17 protein-coding genes and 1 pseudogene are annotated in these 19,893 nt (G+C 44.1%); 6 read left to right on the forward strand and 12 right to left on the reverse strand.

Features of this window, described 5'->3' with window-relative positions:
* Positions 1 to 839 (reverse strand): glycoside hydrolase family 55 protein (locus ACRC32_RS18895; RefSeq protein ID WP_438555417.1); only part of this gene is annotated, 839 nt, incomplete at its 3' end.
* A 124-nt stretch (positions 840 to 963) separates the two neighbouring features.
* Positions 964 to 2,202: an exodeoxyribonuclease VII large subunit gene (gene xseA, locus ACRC32_RS18900; RefSeq protein WP_438555418.1), complete on the reverse strand. Its 1,239-nt coding sequence runs from the start codon at positions 2,200 to 2,202 to the stop codon at positions 964 to 966.
* 392 nt (positions 2,203 to 2,594) lie between these two features.
* Between xseA and recA the strand changes: the two genes are divergently transcribed.
* Entirely contained in the window at positions 2,595 to 3,668 is a 1,074-nt protein-coding gene (gene recA / locus ACRC32_RS18905; protein ID WP_438555419.1) for a recombinase RecA, read from the forward strand.
* A gap of 104 nt (positions 3,669 to 3,772) precedes the next feature.
* Here the strand turns inward: recA and gshB are convergent, their stop codons facing one another.
* The 8 genes and pseudogenes from gshB to grpE all read right to left on the reverse strand — a co-directional run bounded on the left by gshB (position 3,773) and on the right by grpE (position 10,682).
* Positions 3,773 to 4,759 (reverse strand): glutathione synthase, encoded by a 987-nt coding sequence (gene gshB, locus ACRC32_RS18910; protein WP_438555420.1) that lies wholly within the window; start codon positions 4,757 to 4,759, stop codon positions 3,773 to 3,775.
* A 4-nt stretch (positions 4,760 to 4,763) separates the two neighbouring features.
* Positions 4,764 to 5,036, reverse strand: a complete 273-nt coding sequence (gene grxC / locus ACRC32_RS18915) for a glutaredoxin 3 (RefSeq protein ID WP_438555421.1) — start codon at positions 5,034 to 5,036, stop codon at positions 4,764 to 4,766.
* A gap of 45 nt (positions 5,037 to 5,081) precedes the next feature.
* A complete protein-coding gene (gene rsgA / locus ACRC32_RS18920) occupies positions 5,082 to 6,179 on the reverse strand; it encodes a small ribosomal subunit biogenesis GTPase RsgA (RefSeq protein WP_438555422.1) in 1,098 nt (365 codons plus the stop codon).
* A 94-nt stretch (positions 6,180 to 6,273) separates the two neighbouring features.
* Positions 6,274 to 6,525 carry a sulfurtransferase TusA family protein gene (locus ACRC32_RS18925; protein WP_438555423.1) on the reverse strand — a complete coding sequence of 84 codons (252 nt, stop codon included), beginning with the start codon at positions 6,523 to 6,525 and terminating at the stop codon, positions 6,274 to 6,276.
* On the reverse strand, positions 6,522 to 7,655 hold the full coding sequence (gene dnaJ / locus ACRC32_RS18930) for a molecular chaperone DnaJ (RefSeq protein ID WP_015153790.1): 1,134 nt from the start codon (positions 7,653 to 7,655) through the stop codon (positions 6,522 to 6,524). The genes ACRC32_RS18925 and dnaJ overlap by 4 nt, the downstream gene beginning before the upstream one ends.
* A gap of 287 nt (positions 7,656 to 7,942) precedes the next feature.
* Positions 7,943 to 9,790, reverse strand: a pseudogene (dnaK, locus tag ACRC32_RS18935) (molecular chaperone DnaK); the annotation flags it as partial.
* Positions 9,768 to 9,917, reverse strand: coding sequence for a hypothetical protein (locus ACRC32_RS18940; RefSeq protein WP_158631818.1), 150 nt, complete (start codon positions 9,915 to 9,917; stop codon positions 9,768 to 9,770). The gene ACRC32_RS18940 and the pseudogene dnaK, both read right to left, overlap by 23 nt.
* Positions 9,918 to 10,682, reverse strand: coding sequence for a nucleotide exchange factor GrpE (gene grpE / locus ACRC32_RS18945; RefSeq protein WP_438555424.1), 765 nt, complete (start codon positions 10,680 to 10,682; stop codon positions 9,918 to 9,920).
* A gap of 294 nt (positions 10,683 to 10,976) precedes the next feature.
* On the opposite strand from grpE, the gene ACRC32_RS18950 reads away from it, so the two are divergent.
* The 4 genes from ACRC32_RS18950 (at position 10,977) to ACRC32_RS18965 (ending at position 16,168) form a co-directional block, all read left to right on the forward strand.
* A complete protein-coding gene (locus ACRC32_RS18950; protein ID WP_438555425.1) occupies positions 10,977 to 12,986 on the forward strand; it encodes a GspE/PulE family protein in 2,010 nt (669 codons plus the stop codon).
* Between the two features lie 105 nt (positions 12,987 to 13,091).
* Positions 13,092 to 14,213: a type IV pilus twitching motility protein PilT gene (locus ACRC32_RS18955; protein WP_438555426.1), complete on the forward strand. Its 1,122-nt coding sequence runs from the start codon at positions 13,092 to 13,094 to the stop codon at positions 14,211 to 14,213.
* An 85-nt stretch (positions 14,214 to 14,298) separates the two neighbouring features.
* On the forward strand, positions 14,299 to 15,528 hold the full coding sequence (locus ACRC32_RS18960) for a type II secretion system F family protein (RefSeq protein WP_438555427.1): 1,230 nt from the start codon (positions 14,299 to 14,301) through the stop codon (positions 15,526 to 15,528).
* A 64-nt stretch (positions 15,529 to 15,592) separates the two neighbouring features.
* Positions 15,593 to 16,168 (forward strand): hypothetical protein, encoded by a 576-nt coding sequence (locus tag ACRC32_RS18965; RefSeq protein WP_438555428.1) that lies wholly within the window; start codon positions 15,593 to 15,595, stop codon positions 16,166 to 16,168.
* 20 nt (positions 16,169 to 16,188) lie between these two features.
* Here ACRC32_RS18965 and ACRC32_RS18970 read toward each other — a convergent pair whose 3' ends face one another.
* Positions 16,189 to 16,797: a GNAT family N-acetyltransferase gene (locus ACRC32_RS18970; RefSeq protein ID WP_438555429.1), complete on the reverse strand. Its 609-nt coding sequence runs from the start codon at positions 16,795 to 16,797 to the stop codon at positions 16,189 to 16,191.
* 430 nt (positions 16,798 to 17,227) lie between these two features.
* Between ACRC32_RS18970 and ACRC32_RS18975 the strand changes: the two genes are divergently transcribed.
* Positions 17,228 to 17,965, forward strand: a complete 738-nt coding sequence (locus ACRC32_RS18975; protein WP_438555430.1) for an isoprenyl transferase — start codon at positions 17,228 to 17,230, stop codon at positions 17,963 to 17,965.
* A 38-nt stretch (positions 17,966 to 18,003) separates the two neighbouring features.
* On the opposite strand, the gene ACRC32_RS18980 is transcribed toward ACRC32_RS18975, so the two are convergent.
* Positions 18,004 to 19,893, reverse strand: a 1,890-nt coding sequence (locus tag ACRC32_RS18980; RefSeq protein WP_438555431.1) for a TonB-dependent receptor plug domain-containing protein, incomplete at its 5' end; no start/stop codon positions are given.

Consider the following 19,893-nt stretch of genomic DNA (forward strand, 5'->3'; position numbering starts at 1 on the left):
CCGTAGTCAAATCCATGAATTTGAACATTTTTAATTAAACAAGGTCCAGCCCATTGTCTCGACATATCTAAACCAACTTTTCCTTGTCCGTCACCAGAGCGAATTGAAACATTCCACAGAGAACCAAAATTATTAGAAATATAGTCTATCCCGCTCGCCCCTGGATTATTTTTTCCCGTATCTATTGTCAAATCTGTAATATTTTGGCGAAATGACATATTACCATCTATAGTCTGTATGACTGGTTTAGGAGCATTGCGATCGCCAAAACTTTTCGTCTTGTCTTTGAGTTTAATAATACTAATTTCTGCCCCTTGTCCCTGCCAACTCATACAGCAACCCTTCCAAGTTAAAGTATTGCTGATTAAATAAGTTCCAGCCGGAAAATACAGAGCTTTTGGCTTGCCAAAATAATCTTGTTCTTCGTCGCGTTCGTCATCTAGAGCTTTTTGAATTGCCGCTGTATCATCTGTAACACCATCACCTTTTGCGCCATATTGAGTTTTAACATTAGCTGAGATAAAATCACTCGGAAAAACTTTTTTTATTGGCTTGCGATCGATTGCATTACTAGCAAAGATAATTGGTTTGATGACATTAGTAGTTTCTACATGTGTTGATTTAATAGAGTTGGTAGTCGCTACAGGTGATGAAGAAATAGATGGTACTGACGAATCAGTTTTAGGGATATTAGGGCTAGCTGTATCTACCGATCGCGAAAGTGTTGTTTCTGTAAACTTTAGAGTTAATTGCGGTACTAGAAAAATTGCTGCTAAAGCTACCCATATAAATAAAATTAACAACCAAATCAATTTACGTAATTTTGCGGAAATTCTCATACAATACTTCTTCCTCAGCGAACGAAATTCGTGACGACAATAACTAAGTTCATCTACACGAACTCAACATACTGTAGAAAGTTTTAACCTGTGTCAGTGGCTTTTGTCTGTAGGGCTAAGAATTTTAGATTTCAGATTGAGAATTCTCGATAACTTTAACTTTGATTTTTCCTTGACTGAGCTGAATTAATAACTCTTGTCCTGGCGCTAACTGAGCAGCCGAACGAGCGATCGCACCGTTTTCTTGTCGAACTACAGCGTAACCCCGTTTCAATACTGCATGAGGATCGAGGCTAGTAAGTTTCTGTGCTAATAAATGACAGTGTTGCCGTGCTTTTTGCGATCGCTGTTGAGTGACCTGAATTAACTGCTGCTTTTTCCAATTTAAAAACTCAATCTCGCGCTGAATTTCTCGGTCTAAGCGCAAACGCCCCAACCGACTGCTGAGAGAATAGTAGCGATCGCCTGCTACATTTAATTGTTGCTGTACAACTGCCTGTAACGTCTCTATCCTCTGCCGATGCTCGGCATACACAATCGCTAAATCTGGGACGACGAGTTCCGCTGCTGCTGTGGGGGTATGGGCGCACGCATCAGCCACCAAATCTGTTAAAGTCTCGTCCCGTTGATGCCCGATTCCCGTAATCACGGGCATAGAACACTCAGCTACTGCCCGCACGACTCGTTCGTCGTTAAAGCAAGCCAACTCCTCTACTGCGCCCCCACCACGGGTAAGAACCAATACCTCCGCCCGTCCGTCTCTTTCCACGCGCTCGATCGCCTTTACTATGGATGTCGGCGCTTGCTCTCCTTGCACGGTAGCAGGCGAAAACAGGACGAACAAACCAGGATAGCGGCGTTTGAGCGTTTTTTGAATATCGCCCCAAGCTGCTGCTGTTGGTGAGGTGACAACGGCGATCGCTTGGGGATGGACTGGTAGAGTTCTCTTGCGTTCTAGATCGAATAATCCTTCTGCCTCCAGGCGATCGCGCAACTGCCGCAGTCTCAACGCCAGCAACCCCTCTCCCGCCGGTAAAACCTGCCATATTGTTAGTTGGTATTGTCCCCGTTGGGGATACAAGCGAATACTACCCAAAACTACGATCTGCTCCCCTTGTACTGGTAGTTGAGCCAAGCGCGACAACTGGCTATTCCAAACCACACACTTAATCTCAGCTTTTGTCTCTGGGTCTTGCAGCGTCAAAAACACGCCCTTGGGGTGGTGGTTGAGACTCGAAACTTCCCCCACAACCCAAACTTGCCGCAGTACTTCATCATGTTCGAGCAATAATTGAATATATGAGGTTAGACCAGCCACCGAGATGACAGCCTCTTCTAGTTGGGACTCGAAAGTATAGGACATGGGGAGTGGGGGAAAAGTCGTAAGTCGTAAGTCGTAAGTTGGGGGCAAGGGAGACAAACGGGACAGAAGATCTCTTCTTAGCTTTCTTCTTCGCGCCTTAGCGTCTACTCTACGAGAAGCCGCTCTTCAAGCGTCTATGCGTGACCAAAATCATATCCATGCAAGTAGCTAAGAGAAAACACCAAAATCAAGAGGAAATACGCGAAAAACTGCTCTTAAATGAGATAAAAGCCATAAAACAGCGATTAATCGCTAATTCCGAATTCCAAATTCCGAATTCCGAATTCTTACATATGCTATGCTGTGCTGGATAAATCTACTAAAATAGTATATCTGCACTAGTTCAAACTAGTTAAGTAAAAGTTTTTACACCTCCTATCCTAGAGGCGCGAATGGCTATTAACAATGATGTTGCTGGCAAGCAAAAAGCCCTGAATCTAGTACTAAATCAAATCGAACGCAATTTCGGCAAAGGGGCGATCGTGCGCTTGGGAGATGCGACCCGAATGCGCGTGGAAACTATTTCTAGCGGTTCGTTGACGCTGGACTTAGCTCTAGGCGGCGGTTTACCCAAAGGGCGGGTAATAGAAATCTACGGTCCCGAGAGTTCTGGTAAAACGACAGTAGCACTCCACGCGATCGCGGAAGTTCAAAAAGCAGGTGGGATTGCTGCCTTTGTGGACGCAGAACACGCCCTCGACCCCACCTACGCAGCGGCTCTGGGCGTAGATATTGAGAATCTCCTCGTTTCCCAGCCAGACACTGGTGAAGCGGGTCTAGAAATTGTCGATCAGTTGGTGCGATCGGCTGCGGTTGATGTTGTGATTATAGATTCCGTCGCTGCACTCGTTCCTCGTGCCGAGATTGAAGGCGAAATGGGAGATGCCCACGTCGGATTGCAAGCGCGTTTGATGAGCCAAGCTTTAAGAAAAATCACGGGTAACATTGGTAAATCTGGTTGTACCGTAATTTTCCTCAACCAGCTACGACAAAAGATTGGCGTGACTTATGGCAACCCAGAGACAACAACTGGAGGTAATGCCCTTAAGTTCTACGCTTCCGTGCGGTTAGATATTCGCCGAATTCAAACTTTGAAAAAGGGAACGGAAGAATTCGGCAACCGCGTTAAAGTCAAAGTTGCTAAAAACAAAGTTGCACCTCCATTTCGGATCGCCGAGTTTGATATTATCTTCGGCAAAGGCATTTCTACATTAGGTTGTATGGTAGACATTGCCGAAGAAACAGGCGTAATTGTGCGCAAAGGTGCGTGGTATAGCTACAAAGGCGAAAACATTGCCCAAGGTCGCGACAATACGATTAAGTATTTGGAGGAAAATACTGAGGTCGCTCAGGAAATTCAGAAACTGGTCAGAGAAAAACTTGACATGGGCGCTGTTGTCTCAGCTAACTCCGTGAAAGCTCACGAAGAAGATGAAGACGAAGAAATGGAAGCTGACGATGAGTAGCGAATTGCTCTCAAACTGAAAGTTTAGAGCGACACAAAGCAAAGTCTACCTGCATGAACTTTACAAGCCTGCGTAGGCAGGCTTTGTTTGTGTAGAAGCGAATTCTATTCGCCCGTATTTTGTGCTACGGCTTTCTCCAGCCAATGCATCACCGTTTCTCCCAGACGAATTCCATTGAGCCTATCGATTTCTCTGATTCCTGTAGGGCTGGTGACGTTCACTTCAGTTAGATAGCCACCGATAACATCAATTCCAACAAAATATAAGCCGTTTTGTTGTAGGCTGACAGCTAAATCCTTACAGATTTGATGTTCTCGGTCTGTAATTTCAGTTTTGGCTACCGTACCGCCAGCTGCCATGTTATTACGAAAGTCATCGCTGGTGGAAATTCGATTCACAGCTCCGATGGGTTCGCCGTTGAGTAGAATAATCCGCTTGTCTCCTTCTTTCGCAGCAGGGATAAATTCTTGCACCATCACGGGCATTTTGCCCTGGTAAGTGCTAATTTCTACAATTGAGTTGAAATTGCGATCGCCTTCTTCGAGATAAATAATTCCTTCACCTGCTTTAAGTCCCAGTGGTTTGAGAATCGCTGCCTCTTTTGCTGCTAAAAATTGGCGAATCACTTTTTTATCCGCACTCACAATCGTCTCTGGCATCAAATGGGGAAATTGCAGGGCAAACATTTTTTCATTTGCTGCCCTTAATCCTTGGGGATTATTCACAACTAGAGTTTTGCTTTGGTCGATGAAGTCGAGAATGTAAGTAGCGTAGAGGTAGGGAATATCTACAGGCGGATCTGTCCGCATGAAGACAGCATCAAAATTTTCTAAAGGTGTCCAGGTGCGATCGCTCAAATCGTACCAAACCAGTTCCGCTACCCAACGCCCGTCTACCAACTGCACTGGTTTCAGTTGTAACCGTTCTAAAACAGCCCATGCCTTACCTTCGGCTACCCCCAAGAGGCTAGCTTGGGTTATCCACACTTCATGTCCTAAAGCTTGCGCTGCTTCCATCAAAGCAACGCTCGTATCGTGACCTGGATCGAGTTTGTGGATCGGGTCGATAATAAAAGCTAGTTTTAAATTCAATGGCTTACGCTCCTTGAGCCGAGGTTAGCAGCGGATCGAGCTTGCCTTGAAAATCCAGATCGTAAATGTCATCGCATCCCCCAATGTGGCGATCGTCGATAAAGATTTGGGGTACGGAACGGCGACCGTTTGCTCTCTGTGCCATCTGTTTGCGAGCGGCTTCATCGCCATCAATACTGTACTCGATAAAATCAACACCTTTTTTGGCAAGAAGTTGTTTGGCACGAATGCAAAACGGGCAGGATCTCCAGGTGTAGATTTCGACTTTAGGAGCCATAAAAATCTCCAATTTTTTAAGTTAATATTTTTTAAATTTTAGACCCTATTCCTCTGCTTCTCGATATAACTCCTGGAGAGATTGCTGTTGCGTCCGGCGAGACTGGCGGCGATATTTTTTCGTTTCTAGTTTGGGTTCGTACTGACTTTTCCCCCGTTTGGTTTTCAGCTTCACATTTGATTCGGGATTGGCTTGACGAGCTAGCTGTTCTTGATAGGCGATCGCCGCCTCTAACAAGCCCAAATAGTGCTGATAACGTTCCCAGTCGCCCCGCACAACACAATTCGGTTCATCGCGGTGCAAGCAATTGCTAAACTGACAACTAGCAACAGCTAAGCGTTTTTTTGCTTCTGGAAAATAGCTTGCTAACTCTTCTGGAGTACAGTCGAGATCTGGTTGGTTAAAGCCAGGAGTATCGGCTAGCAATCCGCCCGTAAGCAATTCAAACAGTTCGACGTGCCGCGTCGTGTGGCGACCCCGCAACAGCTTCCCCGATACTTCTCCAACTCGCAACCCCGCTTCTGGGATTAGCATGTTGATTAAACTCGACTTTCCAACGCCAGAGGGTCCAGCAATGACGGTAATTTTCGCTTGCAGGTGCTGGCTAACTCGCTCGACCCCAACCCCCTGATGGACGCTGATAAATAAAGGTTGATAGCCCCAACTTTTCAAGCGATCGCGCCAATTATCAATCTGCTGGGCTGAGAGCAAGTCACTTTTATTCAAGCACAGACAAATTTCTAACCCCGTAGACTCTGCTTTCACTAAAAACTTACTCAATTGATACGGGTCAAGGTCTGGTTCTACCAAGGCAAATACGAGCAGAATTTGCTGCGCGTTAGCGATCGCCGGACGATCGAGCTGACTTTGACGGGGTAAGACTTCCCCGATCGCTCCTCGACCACCAGCCCAATCCGGTTCTTCTATGACAACGCGATCGCCAACCATGACTTGCTGTCCTAGCTTTTTCAACCGCGCCCGCCGCGTGCAAAGAAGAGCTGAGGGAGCTGAGGGGGTAGTTAATTCTGAACCTTGAGCATCCAACCTTACCCAGTAGTAGTTTGCTTGTACTGCTACTACCGTACCCAATAGAGGTGCAGCGTCCTCTAACGGTTGATTTTCAGAATTAGGCAAATTACTCATGCATAACTGACAACCTTTCCACTATTTTTGTACTTCTGTAGAGACATTACATGTAACGTCTCTACACTACACATGTAACGTCTTTAAGACTCCCTCACTTCACAGGATGTCTCACCTGAAGCGCGAAAAACCCGTCGCGTTCTTCAATTTGCTCGATCTGATATCCTGCCATTGTCAAACTATCCGGCACTTGCTCGATTGGTTCACCTGGGTCTAGCCAGACTTCCAGCAAGCTGCCTGGAGTCATTTTTTCCAATCGTAGCTTAGTGCGAACGAAGTTAATCGGGCAGGGAGTACCACGTAGATCGAGTTGAGCATCGGCAGATGACAAAAATGATTGATTCATTTGTGGAACAGATTTCCCAAAAATCCTTCTATACCACCTTTTCCAGTGCGATCGCCCCGAATTTTAGCTAGCTTTTCCAGCAATTCTCGTTCTTCAGGAGTAATGCGGGTGGGAATATCGATTGAGATTGTGATGAGGTGATCGCCTCGGCTGACGGGATTACCCAAGCGCGGCACGCCGTGATTTTCTAAAGTCATCACGGTGTTTGGTTGAGTACCAGCAGGCACGATCAATTCAGTCGGACCATCTACCGTATTAACTTCTATGCGGCTGCCTAGAATTGCTTGCAAGTAGCTGAGTTTAATTTCTGATAGAACGTTAATCCCGTCGCGGCGAAATTCTGCGTCTTCGTTGACAAAGATGTAAACGTATAAATCTCCTGGCGGACCATTGCGATCGCCTGCATCACCTTCCCCAGAAATACGTAAGCGCGTACCGTTGTCAACTCCGGCGGGAATGGTAATTTTTAACTTCTTCGTTACCTGCCTCGCGCCTTTCCCATCGCAAGCCTCGCACTTGTCTTCAATCATCTGCCCCGTACCGTTACAAGTGGGACAAGTAGACACCTGCGTAAAACTACCAAAGGGAGTGCGGGTAACGCGCCTTACCTGACCCGAGCCACTACAAGTCGTACAGGTCCGCGGTCGAGTTCCGGGCTTTGCACCAGAACCGCTACAAACTTCACAAGTTTCTAGGTGAGAAATGCGAATTTCTTTCTCTCCGCCAAAGACCGCTTCTCTAAAATCTAACTTCAAATCTAGCCGCAGGTCGTCGCCACGGACTGGTCCGCTCCGCCGCCGCGTCCCACCTTGAGCGCCCGCACCACCAAAACCGCTAAAGAAGCTTTCAAATATGTCAGCAAAACCGCCAATATCGCCAAAGTCTTGAAAACCTGCTGCCCCAGCACCAGCTGCGACACCAGCTTCGCCAAAGCGATCGTAACGCGCCCGCATTTCCGGTTCCGATAACACTTCGTAAGCTCGGTTGATTTCTTTGAACCGCTCCTCAGCTCCAGTTTCCTTATTCACATCGGGGTGATATTTCCGAGCTAGGCGACGATAGGCGTGTTTGATTTCTTCTTTATCCGCACTGCGGGAAACACCCAGAATTTCGTAATAGTCACGAGCCATAGAGCGCTGCTGGTTTAGTGGTTAGAGGAGGGATGAATCTGTTGCTGTCCTGCGGCGATCGCGTTTCAGCGTTAGTTACTAAAGTTCCATAATCACTGTAGACAAATCACCGTACTTTCAACAAGGTGGCAAAACCGATCCTTTAGAGTTAGGGAGCAGGGAGTAGGGAGTAGGGAGTAGGGAAGAATAACAACTAATGACCAATGACCAATGACCAATGACTACTCCTCAATTGCTTCGTAGTCTACTGCATACGTACTATCGTCGCCAAAGGAAGAAGTGAAGGTGTCGTCCATACCTGATGAAGTAAAAGAGCTACTGCGATGGGCTTGTTCGTAAACGCTGGCTCCTAAAGCAAATAAGTTTTGCTGGAAGTCTTGCAGCCTTTGCTCGATCGCTTCAACAGTGGAAGCTGGGTCAGCAAAGGCTGTTTTGAGTGCGGCAACTTTTTCATCTGCCTGAGTTTTAAACTCTTCAGTAATTAGCTCTTTATTATCTCTTAACGTCACAAAATAACTTTGTAACAAGTGTTCTGCTTGGTTTTTCAGTTCGATCAGTTCCAAGCGTTTTCGATCTTGCTCGGCAAACATTTCTGCTTCTTGGCGCATCCGTTCTACTTCACTTGCACTCAATCCACCCGTGTTCGTGATCCGCAAAGATTGTTCTCTGCCAGTGCCTTTATCTGATGCTGCCACTTTTAAGATCCCGTTGACATCGATTTCAAAGGCAACTTCAATTTGGGGCGTGCCTCTAGGAGCAGGAGGAATTCCAGTGAGTACAAAACTTCCCAAAGTTTTGTTGTCCCGCGCCATCGCTCTTTCTCCCTGAAGAACTTTGATTTCTACAGAGGTTTGTCCGTCGGTAGCAGTCGAGAAAATTTGCGCTTTACTGGTGGGAATGGTTGTATTGCGTTCGATAATTTTTGTAAAGACTTCCCCTAAAGTCTCAATTCCAAGAGAAAGCGGAGTTACGTCCAGTAGCAAGACATCTTCTACTTCGCCCCCCAACACTCCACCCTGGATTGCCGCGCCTAGTGCAACAGCCTCATCGGGATTGACCGATCGCTCGGCTGTTCTGCCACCAAAAAAGTTTTGCACGGCATTTTGCACGGCTGGAATGCGGGTGGAACCACCCACAAGAACGATCTTATCGATATCTGGGGGGCGTAAACCGCAGTCTTTGAGGGCTTGCACCATCGGTTCGATCGTGGCTTGGATCAGAGGCAAGACCAACTCTTCAAACTTGGCGCGGCTTAGCTCTTGTTCTAAGTGTTTTGGTCCCGTAGCATCAGCCGTGATGAAAGGTAAATTAATTGTCGTGCTGCCAAGGGTAGACAGTTCGATTTTGGCTTTTTCTGCTGCTTCTCGTAGTCTCTGGAGTGCCATGCGATCGGTACTCAGGTCTACACCTTCATTGTCTAGAAAGCAAGAAATCATCCAGCGCACGATACAGTTATCGAAATCGTCACCGCCAAGTTGATTGTTGCCAGAGGTGGCTTTAACTTCAAATACCCCGTCCCCTAGTTGCAAGATAGAAACGTCAAAAGTACCCCCGCCAAGATCGAAGACGAGAATTGTTTGGTCTCGGTCTTGCTTATCCAAGCCGTAAGCTAAAGCGGCGGCTGTTGGTTCGTTGATAATACGTAAAACCTCCAGTCCCGCGATCGTTCCAGCGTCTTTGGTTGCCTGCCGCTGGGCATCGGTAAAATAGGCTGGTACGGTAATTACTGCTTGGTCTACGCTTTCTCCCAAAAAATTTTCTGCATCCTGCTTGAGCTTTTGCAGGATCATGGCAGAAATTTCTTGGGGAGTGTAGGTGCGATCGCGAATTTGGACATCTACAGTGTCGTCGCGTCCTCTAACGGATTTGTAGGGGACGCGCTGGCGTTCTGCTTGAGTTTCGTTCCAACGCCGTCCGATAAACCGCTTGATACTGTAAACAGTGTTTTCGGCATTCGTGACGGCTTGACGCTTTGCCAACTGTCCGATCAAGCGATCGCTGGCTTTACCAAAGCCAACCACGCTGGGAGTTGTTCGTCCACCTTCTGAATTGGGGATCACCAATGGTTGACCGCCCTCTAAAATGGCAACACAACTGTTCGTTGTTCCTAAGTCAATCCCAATAACTTTTCCCATATTCAGCAGTAAGGTGGCTTTTATTGATGTAGCGTCGTCCCAGATCGCGATCGACGCAGTAAATTGGCTCTACGATATATTTCCCAGAATTTGTCTCAATGCATTCACTCCTAAGATATTTTTTCACTCAACTTTCTGTAACTTCGGGTGGGGGTTCTGCTACTACTGTTTCTGACGGTATTTCTTCTGGGGTAGTAGCTACTTTTACCAAAGCATGGCGCAATACGCGATCGCCTAAGTAGTAACCCCTGACCAATTCTTCAATCACCGTGCCTTCAGGGTACTCGCTTGTCGGTTCTCTCATGACTGCTTCATGTAGGTTCGGGTCAAACTCCTTGCCTTCAGGTCGCATTGCCGAAACACCTAGCCGCTTGAGGCAATCTACCAGTTGCTTGTATACTCCCTGATAACTTTTGTGAAGATTCATTTCAGCATCGGTTTGCGGTTTGAGCTGCGCTCTTGCCCGCTCGAAATTATCTACCACAGGTAGAATTTCTTGTAGAGTGTTCTGTTTAATCTTTTGCTCTAAGTCTTCTTTGTCTTTGAGCGTGCGTTTGCGAAAATTTTCAAAATCCGCGCCCATGCGCATGTATTGACTGGTACGCTCCTCCAAGCTAGCTTTGAGCGACTCGATCTCCCGCTCCTTTTCTAACAAAGCAGCTCGATTATCGGCTTCAGGCGCGGTGGAGGAGGTATCAGGCTTTTCTACTTCGACTGGATTCTCGTTCGATGCAACGTTAGCATCTACCTCTGGAGCGTTTGCCTGTGTTTCAAATTCTCCGAATGCATTTGAGTTCATTGTTTTGGTTGTTACCTCGTTCGTTGTTTGCTGTGTTTGCTGTTGTGGTTCTTGGTTAGCTGCGTTTTCCGTTTGCTTTTCTTCGTCAATCATTATGTCCCAATCCTAAATCCTAACAACTGTGCAGATGTGGAAGGGGCTAGAGATATGAGGTTTACTCCAGCCACTAACCTTCAGCCTATGCGCAAACTTACCTCTTCTAGGATGCAATAATTGCAGGCGCAGTTGCACGGGGAATAGAGTCATCAGTGACTAGTGGCTAGTGGCTAGTGGCTAGATGCTTCCGAATTCCGACTTCTTCTGCTTCTCGCCTCTGTAATATTTCTCTTGAGATTTGGGAACACTCTATTTGGGAATACTTGATTATGCAAAATCTTAGTAGCGATTATGTCTTACTCCTCTTCAATGCAGCGACGTGCCTTAATTGTCAAAAATGACTTGTCTCCTTTTGGCAACAAAGTAGTTGAGACTGGGTATGTCAGTAAAGAGCAGATGAAGCAGGCTTTGAGCGAAAGTCGCTCGACTGGGCGATCGCTACCGGAGATTTTAGAAGCTATAACTGGACGACAACTGCCACCAGACTTAATTAGACAATATAAAAAACAACAGCTATTCGAGCTAAAAATTCTCTACGGTGTAGAGTTTCTCGATCCAGAAATTAATCAGATTGGCACTAGTCAAGTTGGTGAGTTGATTGATTCTTTAATCCCGATTGATATTTGTCGTCGCTATCGGCTGCTACCTATATCAAAAAGTGATGAGCCTCCGTCCGTTTTGATAGCAATGGTCGATCCAGATAATTTGGATGCCCAAGATAATTTAAACCGTATTCTTCGCCCCCGCGATATTGGATTGCAAAGGACGGTCATTACACTAGAAGACTTCCAAGAACTTCTTTCTAAATATTTAGATGAAAATGTAGAAAAACAAAAACAGCAGGCAGATACTCAGAGAAATAACGCTAATGCCGTCGATTTCACTGTAGAGTTAGACGGACTTGATTTACAAGATGCACCAGAGGAGGGTGACGCAGATTTAGGTGCATCTCTCAAAGATGCGGATGCTGCTCCTGTAATTGCCCTAGTGAATAAAATTCTGATCAAAGCGTTACAAGAAAAAGTTTCAGATATTCACATTGAACCCCAAGAAGAGTACTTGCGCGTCCGATTTCGTAGAGATGGAGTATTGCGGCAGGCTTTTGACCCCCTACCCAAACAAATCGTTCCTGCTGTGACAGCTCGATTTAAAATTATTGCTGAATTGGATATTGCCGAACGACGCGCACCCCAAGATGGTCGTATTCGCCGCGTGTTTGAAGGACGAAAAGTTGATTTTCGCGTCAACACTCTACCCAGTCGTTATGGGGAAAAAGTTGTCTTGCGGATTTTGGATAACTCATCTACCCAACTTGGGTTAGACAAATTAATTAGCGATGTAGAGAGTCTGCAAATTGTGAGGGACTTGGCAAGTCGTCCGTTCGGACTGCTTTTGGTTACGGGTCCGACAGGAAGCGGTAAATCGACTACTCTATACTCAATTTTGGCAGAACGCAACGATCCAGGGGTAAATATCAGCACCGCTGAAGACCCCATTGAGTATTCTCTACCAGGAATTACGCAAGTCCAGGTGATTCGAGAAAAAGGAATGGATTTTGCTTCTATTTTGCGGGCTTTTCTACGACAAGACCCAGACGTAATTCTAGTTGGTGAGACTCGGGATAAGGAAACGGCAAAAACCGCTATTGAGGCAGCACTAACGGGACACTTGGTATTGACAACTCTGCACACTAATGATGCTGCTGGGGCAATTTCTCGTTTAGACGAAATGGGTGTAGAACCATTCATGGTGTCCGGTGCGCTGCTAGGAGTCGTAGCTCAACGTTTGATGCGGCGCGTCTGCTCTGATTGTCGCATTCCTTATACTCCCAGTGCCGAGGAATTAGCTCGGTTTGGACTGGCGAGTTCTAAAGATGTCGAACTAACGCTTTACAAAGCTAAATCTTTGGAGCTAGAAGAAATTCAAGCCGCTAAAGCTAAAAATCAACTTTGCTCTAAATGCGCTGGCGTTGGATATAAAGGGCGTTGTGGCGTATATGAAGTTATGCGCGTTACAGAACGACTACAAAATTTAATTACTGAAGGAGCGCCCAGCGAACGGATTAAAGAAGCAGCCGTAGAAGAGGGCATGAAAACGTTGTTAGCTTATAGTCTGGAGCTAGTTATGCAAGGTAACACGACTTTGGAAGAAGTAGAGCGCGTCACTTTCACTGATTCTGGTTTGGAAGCGGAACTGAAAGCAAAACGTAAAAGTTCATTAGAGTGTAAAACTTGTCATGCAGAGCTACAACCAGAGTGGTTTGAGTGTCCTTATTGTATGACTCCACGATTTAGTGACTAGACAATCGGTAATGGGCAAGTCAAAAGTCAAAAGTTAAAAGTCAAAAGTCAAAACGAACAACCACCAATTACCAATTACAAACATAACTTTCAAGGAGATTAACTTATGGAATTAATGATTGAAGACTTAATGGAAGAAGTTATTAACTCGGGTGGTTCGGACTTACACATTTCAGCAGGTTTACCGCCATATATCCGTATCAGTGGAAAGTTGACTCCAACGGAACACGAACCACTAACAGCAGAACAGTGTCAAAGACTAATTTTTAGTATGTTAAATAATACCCAGCGCAAAACTCTAGAACAAAACTGGGAACTAGACTGTTCTTATGGGATTAAGGGACTAGCTCGCTTCCGCGTCAACGTATATAAAGACCGAGGCACGTATGCCACCTGTTTGCGAGCGCTAGCCTCCAAAATTCCCAGCATGGAAACTTTGAATTTACCCAATATTGTGCGGGAAATTTCGGAAAAACCACGAGGATTAGTCTTAGTAACGGGACCAACTGGATCGGGGAAGTCTACTACCCTAGCGTCCATGATTAATAATATTAATACAACGCGGGCGGAACACATTATCACAGTTGAAGATCCGATTGAGTTTGTCTACGAACCAATCAAAAGTGTGATCCATCAGCGTCAAGTTGGAGAAGATACAAAAAGTTTTGCTAATGCTCTTAGAGCAGCTTTACGGGAAGATCCAGATGTAATTCTGGTAGGTGAAATGCGTGACTTAGAAACAATTCAGTTAGCGATTTCAGCAGCAGAAACAGGGCACTTAGTATTTGGTACACTACACACGAGTTCTGCGGCTCAAACTGTTGACCGGATGGTAGATGTATTTCCTCCAGAACAACAACAACAAATTCGCGTCCAGTTATCTAACTCACTTGTGGCAGTATTCAGTCAAACTCTCGTATCTAAAAAGAACCCTAAACCAGGCGAATACGGTCGGGTTATGGCTCAGGAAATTATGATTGTTACCCCTGCTATCTCTAACTTAATTCGTGAAGGAAAAACAGCTCAAATTTACTCGGCAATTCAAACTGGAGGAAATTTGAGTATGCAAACATTGGAAAAAGTTTTAGCAGATCAGTACAAAACTGGTCTAATTTCGTTTGAAGCAGCAATGTCTAAAACATCTAAGCCAGATGAATTACAGCGCTTGATTGGTAATACTCCAGGAGTCGGTGTAAAAGCTGGTATGAGAGCTGCTTCTATGCATTAAATAATTCTTAGAAAATCATCTGTAGGGATATATAGTTTGTGTCTCTACAACTTCCATATTCTCTATCTCCTAAAAGAGCTAAGACATGCCTACATTTGTTGCTCGCGTTCGTGACGCGAAAGGAAACGCTAAAAAAGAAAAAGTTGTTGCTGACACAATAGCAGCAGCACGTTCTAGTTTGAGATCGAAAGGTCTTTTTATTCAAGAACTAAAACAAGCAGAAGAATTTAAGTTGAGTGGTAATCTCAGCTTAGATCCCCTGATGGCAGCTCTATCAAAAGTATCAGTTAAAGATAAAGCCATATTTTCTCGTCAGTTTGCTACCCTGATTAATGCGGGTGTAGCAATTGTAAGAAGCTTGGGTGTAATGGCGGAACAGTGTACTAACCCAAAACTGAAAGGAGCTTTAATTGACATTAGTTCTGATGTACAGCAGGGAATGAATTTGTCTGAAGCAATGCGGAAACACCCAGGTTGTTTCGATTACATGTATGTCAGTATGGTACAAGCTGGAGAGGTCGGTGGTGTTCTTGATGAAGTCATGAACCGATTATCCAAGCTACTAGAAGATCGCGCTCGACTACAAAACCAGATTAAATCTGCTTTAACCTATCCAGTTGCAGTCGGAATTATAGCTGTGCTGATTTTTCTTGGTATGACTATATTTCTCATACCTATTTTTGCTGATATTTTTAAGCAGTTAGGAGTAGAATTACCAGCACTGACAAAATTCATGTTATGGATCAGCGCAGTTCTTAGAAGTCCAAGTGCGATAATTCCTGTAGTAGTTTTTATTGGCGGTAGTTTTGTATATCGGCAGTATTACAAAACTCGGCTGGGTCGGGAAACCATTGACCGAATCTCTCTGAAAGTTCCATTGTTTGGTGACTTAATTCAAAAATCGTCTGTGGCCCTTTTCAGTCGTACTTTTGGTGCTTTGACTCGTTCAGGAGTACCAATTTTAACTGCACTGGAAATTGTTCGTGATACGGCTGGTAATCAGATAATTGCTAATGCTGTAGACGCAGCTCGTAAAGAAATTCAGCAAGGAGGAATGATTAGTTTAGCACTACAAAAAGAACGAGTTTTTCCCGTGATGGCAATTCAGATGATTAGTATTGGTGAGGAAACTGGTGAACTCGATAGTATGCTAATGAAAGTTGCTGATTTCTATGAAGATGAAGTCGAGCAAGCCGTTAAAGCTCTCACCAGTATTATTGAACCAATTATGATTGTAGTTTTAGGTGGTATGGTTGGGGGAATTCTTCTCTCGATGTACTTACCCATGTTCAAGGTATTTGAAAAATTGGGTTAAGCGAACCGTTAGTAGTTAGCGATCTCTCTTGACGATTAACTACTAACTATTAACCGATTAAATTATGAGTATTAAAAAATCTTGTTATGAAGAGTGCTTAGCAGAGTATAGCGATCGCCCAGCAGCGATCGCCTTACTGAAGCAGCATCGTCCCTATTTAGAAATGCTTCCAAGTTTACGCCGTCCTAATGAAAGTGTCATTCCGATTCCTCTACCTATAATTCGGCTGCGAAACCCTACATCAACTAGTAAAGAACGTCAAGCAATCAAAGTTACAGAAACGACTCTGTTACCCTGTGATATCGCTTTTCTCATGTGCGATCCAGAGTGGAAAATTAAAACTGGAGTAGAAATTTTTCTATTTATTTATCGTCCAAATGAAGATTTTTCCGATTTCTTAGGACGCTGGCGACAAACTCAAGTGTTATTAGATAAAGAATACGAGTGGATTATGCCTCTTCCTTATCAACACATTTTTAGTGAAGGAGCGAATAGCATTTATCCGCTATTTATTATCTTTCCTGAAACTCCAGAACGTATTAAAAGGGGTTTGCAAGGAGCTAGTTTACCTTTTATCGATCGCATTCCCACTTCAGTAGAAGCTATAGAAGAGGCATTTCCTGAAAATCCGGCTAGATGAAAGGAAATAGGAGATAGGAACTATCGAGGTAAAAACCATTGCATCATCTTTGCGATCGCGACTAATACGATTAAACCAACTAAACATGATTGCACGATTTGCCAACAAGTGTCTGCTTGTCGAGAAGGCAATCGCTGTCGATCGATTGTTACCAGTAGTTGCTTTTGCATATCAACACAAGGAACCCACTCTCTACGAGCAACTATCATTTGAGTGGGATGTAGAATTTGATAGCCGCAAGCTTGATAAAAAGGTACAGCCGTAATAGAAGCTTTCACAAATAACCATTGCCATCGCCGAAATATAGCTTCTCGTTCGATCGCCTGTAACAAGCACTTACCAATACCTTGTCGAGTCCATTTTGGATGGACGTACATTGCACTTACCGTACCCTGCATCAAAGCCGAAAATCCTACAATCTCTTCGCCATACTCTGCTACTAAGACAACATCACCCCACGATTTTACTCCATACACTTTTTTATCTTCTAGCAAAGCTTGAATTTGTGCAGGGTTATAATCAGCCGTACAAAGTTGCTGAATTGACTGACTGTGCAACTGAATGATTCGATCGCGATCGCTAGTACGAGCCTGACGAATAGATATTTCTACTGAGGATGTTTCGTGCATTTAGATTCATGCATTCAAATTTGTGCGTCTAAAAGTGTGGTAGGTGCATTACCCTTGGTAGTCTTATTTTTTCCATCTACTGCGTGGCGATCGCGATTATGTCTTTAGTCGCTGAAGCGTGCATTTGAGTTCCGATTTTTCCGAAGTTTCCGACTTTTGAATAGATCGGTTTCCCGACTTTAACCGACTGACAACTAGTTCTTTTACTTTTAAGCTATGAGAAACAGAGCCGAGATCTTCTCCTTGATTCTCAAGCTCGTATCAAGGTGTATCTACATTTCCTATATTGAAACGCTCTCACTTCTCAGGAATTGTAAAGCAGATTATGGTATCCCTTGCGGCGATCGACAACTTGCAATAAAGCTTGAAAGAAACTGACAATTTTCTTTGCACCTTCGTGTCTTTGCATAACATTAAATTGATAAAATCTATGCATTCTCAACTATTTACCAATCTAGATCCTCTAAGATTACCTAAACACATTGCTGTAATTATGGATGGTAACGGACGCTGGGCTACCAAAAAAGGATTACCGCGTGTTGCTGGGCATCGCCAAGGAGCAAAAGTTTTAAAAGAACTACTTCGCTGCTGTAAAGATTGGGGAATCGAAGCATTAACAGCTTACGCTTTTTCGACTGAGAATTGGCGACGACCTACGCAAGAAATCGATTTTCTCATGTTATTGTTTGAACGACTATTACAGCGCGAATTAGCCCAAATGCAAAAAGAAGGAGTGCGGCTCTCTTTTATCGGAGATTTGTCAGTATTACCTCAGTCTTTGCAAAGAGAAATACAACGAGCGATCGCTCTCACAATTCATAACACAGCTATTCACTTTACTGTAGCTATTAATTACGGCAGTCGCAAAGAACTTGCTCAAGTTTGTCGGCAAATTGCTTTACAGATTCAACAACAAGAGATTGAGATCGAAGATATTGATGAAAACTCTATCGAGAATTATCTTTATACTGCTGGAACTTCCTGTCCAGATTTATTAATTCGTACTAGTGGAGAAATGCGATTGAGTAATTTTTTATTGTGGCAAATGGCATATACAGAAATGTATTTTACAGATATTTTGTGGCCTGACTTCGATCGCACTGCCTTTCATCAAGCTTTACTCGCTTATCAAAACCGCGATCGTCGTTTTGGTCAGATTGCTTCCTAATTTTTGAGCGGTGGGCAATGCCCACTACTCTACAACGACTAGAAATTAGAGGAAATACCAATCCGATAGGTTAAACCAGGTTCGTAAATTCGATTGGATTTTTCATAGGCGCGATCTGCTAAATTTTCTAGATAGACTGTTAATCCCAAGTTTCTTGTGATTGGAATTCGCGCCCCTAAATCTAGACTCAACCAAGAGGGAGAGAAATCGCTATTGCTATCACCCGGGTTATTAAAAAAAGCTCGTCGCGCTCCACTATAATAGCTCGCAAATAAATTAACTTCCCATCCTCCCGATTGATAGCCTAAACCGATTTGTCCTACGGAATAGGGAACTAAACCAAGTTGTAATCCTTCTTCAATTCCTGACTTAATTTTTGCATCGGTATAAGTATAGTTGAGAAAAGTTGACCACTGCGGATTAATTTGCCATTTCAATGCTGCTTCTAAACCATTAGTATTAACTAATCCAATGTTCGTCCAGCGACCTGCTTGAATGCCCAAGCGATCTGTTAAGCTACTGCCGAAATAAGTAAACTGTCCGGTTAAATTCTCGGCAAATTTGACATCAACTCCTGCTGTCCATGAAGAACCTACTTCTGGTTCTAGATCTGGGTTTGGCAACCAATTATGTACCGTGTCGTAAACATATAGTTGATCGATCCCAGGATCGCGCTGTACTGATGCCCAACTTCCCCGTAAAGCTACACCTGGACTCATTGCCCATCGTAGCCCAACACTAGGATTTAAATAACTACCAAACTCGCTAGTAAAATTCTGTCTCAACCCTAGATCGGCTTGAAAATTATTGGTGATTTTCCAGGTGTTTAAAGCAAATAATGCAGTTTGAAATCTTTCTCTTTCTTCTTCTTCATTTAAGTTGGCTCTATTCGGAGCTGTACTTAAAACATCACCATTTAAAAAGTCATTTTTGACATCTATGCCCCAGCGCAAATTATTACTAGTGTTAATTTTCCAATCGTGTTCTAACCTTGCAGTTACAGCTTGAGAATTGAGCGTTCCCGTACGATAAAAAATGTTTTGTGTAGGACCGTAGGTATTGAAATAATCTTGATTATAGGCGACTGTAGCTCTAAGAACGGAGTCTTTTCCATTGCCTAGCAAAGTTTTCCAAGATAAACCAATATTGAATACATCACGATCTAAGCGATCTCTTTGTAGGGGAAAACCAAAGTACAATAAACCGCGACGACTGCTAATTTTGTAGGCATCTAAACTGAGAGTGTTACGAGAATTTACATCAAGACTGAGGCTACCAAAGTAGTTACTAGTTGCAGTATCACCATTAAATAAACGCCCATCTGAGTCTCGATTTGCTGCTCCTTCAGGAACGCGATAATTGTTCTCAGCATCGTATTGTTCAAAACCAAGGCTGTATTTCAAATTACCACCACTACCACCATAACTAATGCGATAGTTATCTTGGTCATAAGAACCGTATTCTACTAAACCGTTTAGCTGGGGAATCTCTGAACCTTGCTTGGTAACAATATTGACAACTCCTCCAAATGCTTGCGAACCATATAAGGTAGAACTCGTACCGCTCGATAATTCTACTCGTTCGATGGATTCTACGGGAATACTATTCAGATCGGTAGCGCCGTGGTAGGTGTTAACATTAGATCCGATCGGTCTACCATTGAGTAAGAAAACTGACTGATTAATCGAGCTTCCTCGATAATATGTTCCCGTATGAATATCTGCACCAAAACCTGCATCATTAATTGCAAATCCTGGTAGATTGCGTAAAATTTCTGCAACGCTATTCAGACGTTGTTTCTCAATTTCTTCTTTAGGAATGATGTAGACAGGACTTGATGTTTCAGGAATTGTCTCTCTTTTCCCCTCAACCTCGATATAAAGTTCATCAGTGTCTTCAATAGCAGGTTCTGCTACTTGAGAAGATGT

The organism is Chroococcidiopsis sp. (assembly GCF_051657925.1).
Taxonomy (GTDB): domain Bacteria; phylum Cyanobacteriota; class Cyanobacteriia; order Cyanobacteriales; family Chroococcidiopsidaceae; genus Chroococcidiopsis.

Excerpts from the sequence above, each read along its gene's own strand:
- xseA (WP_438555418.1), bottom strand. The coding sequence starts at position 2,202 with ATGTCCTATACTTTCGAGTCCCAACTAGAAGAGGCTGTCATCTCGGTG.
- recA (WP_438555419.1), top strand. The coding sequence starts at position 2,595 with ATGGCTATTAACAATGATGTTGCTGGCAAGCAAAAAGCCCTGAATCTA.
- grxC (WP_438555421.1), bottom strand. The coding sequence starts at position 5,036 with ATGGCTCCTAAAGTCGAAATCTACACCTGGAGATCCTGCCCGTTTTGC.
- rsgA (WP_438555422.1), bottom strand. The coding sequence starts at position 6,179 with ATGAGTAATTTGCCTAATTCTGAAAATCAACCGTTAGAGGACGCTGCA.
- ACRC32_RS18925 (WP_438555423.1), bottom strand. The coding sequence starts at position 6,525 with ATGAATCAATCATTTTTGTCATCTGCCGATGCTCAACTCGATCTACGT.
- dnaJ (WP_015153790.1), bottom strand. The coding sequence starts at position 7,655 with ATGGCTCGTGACTATTACGAAATTCTGGGTGTTTCCCGCAGTGCGGAT.
- grpE (WP_438555424.1), bottom strand. The coding sequence starts at position 10,682 with ATGATTGACGAAGAAAAGCAAACGGAAAACGCAGCTAACCAAGAACCA.
- ACRC32_RS18950 (WP_438555425.1), top strand. The coding sequence starts at position 10,977 with ATGTCTTACTCCTCTTCAATGCAGCGACGTGCCTTAATTGTCAAAAAT.
- ACRC32_RS18955 (WP_438555426.1), top strand. The coding sequence starts at position 13,092 with ATGGAATTAATGATTGAAGACTTAATGGAAGAAGTTATTAACTCGGGT.
- ACRC32_RS18960 (WP_438555427.1), top strand. The coding sequence starts at position 14,299 with ATGCCTACATTTGTTGCTCGCGTTCGTGACGCGAAAGGAAACGCTAAA.
- ACRC32_RS18965 (WP_438555428.1), top strand. The coding sequence starts at position 15,593 with ATGAGTATTAAAAAATCTTGTTATGAAGAGTGCTTAGCAGAGTATAGC.
- ACRC32_RS18970 (WP_438555429.1), bottom strand. The coding sequence starts at position 16,797 with ATGCACGAAACATCCTCAGTAGAAATATCTATTCGTCAGGCTCGTACT.
- ACRC32_RS18975 (WP_438555430.1), top strand. The coding sequence starts at position 17,228 with ATGCATTCTCAACTATTTACCAATCTAGATCCTCTAAGATTACCTAAA.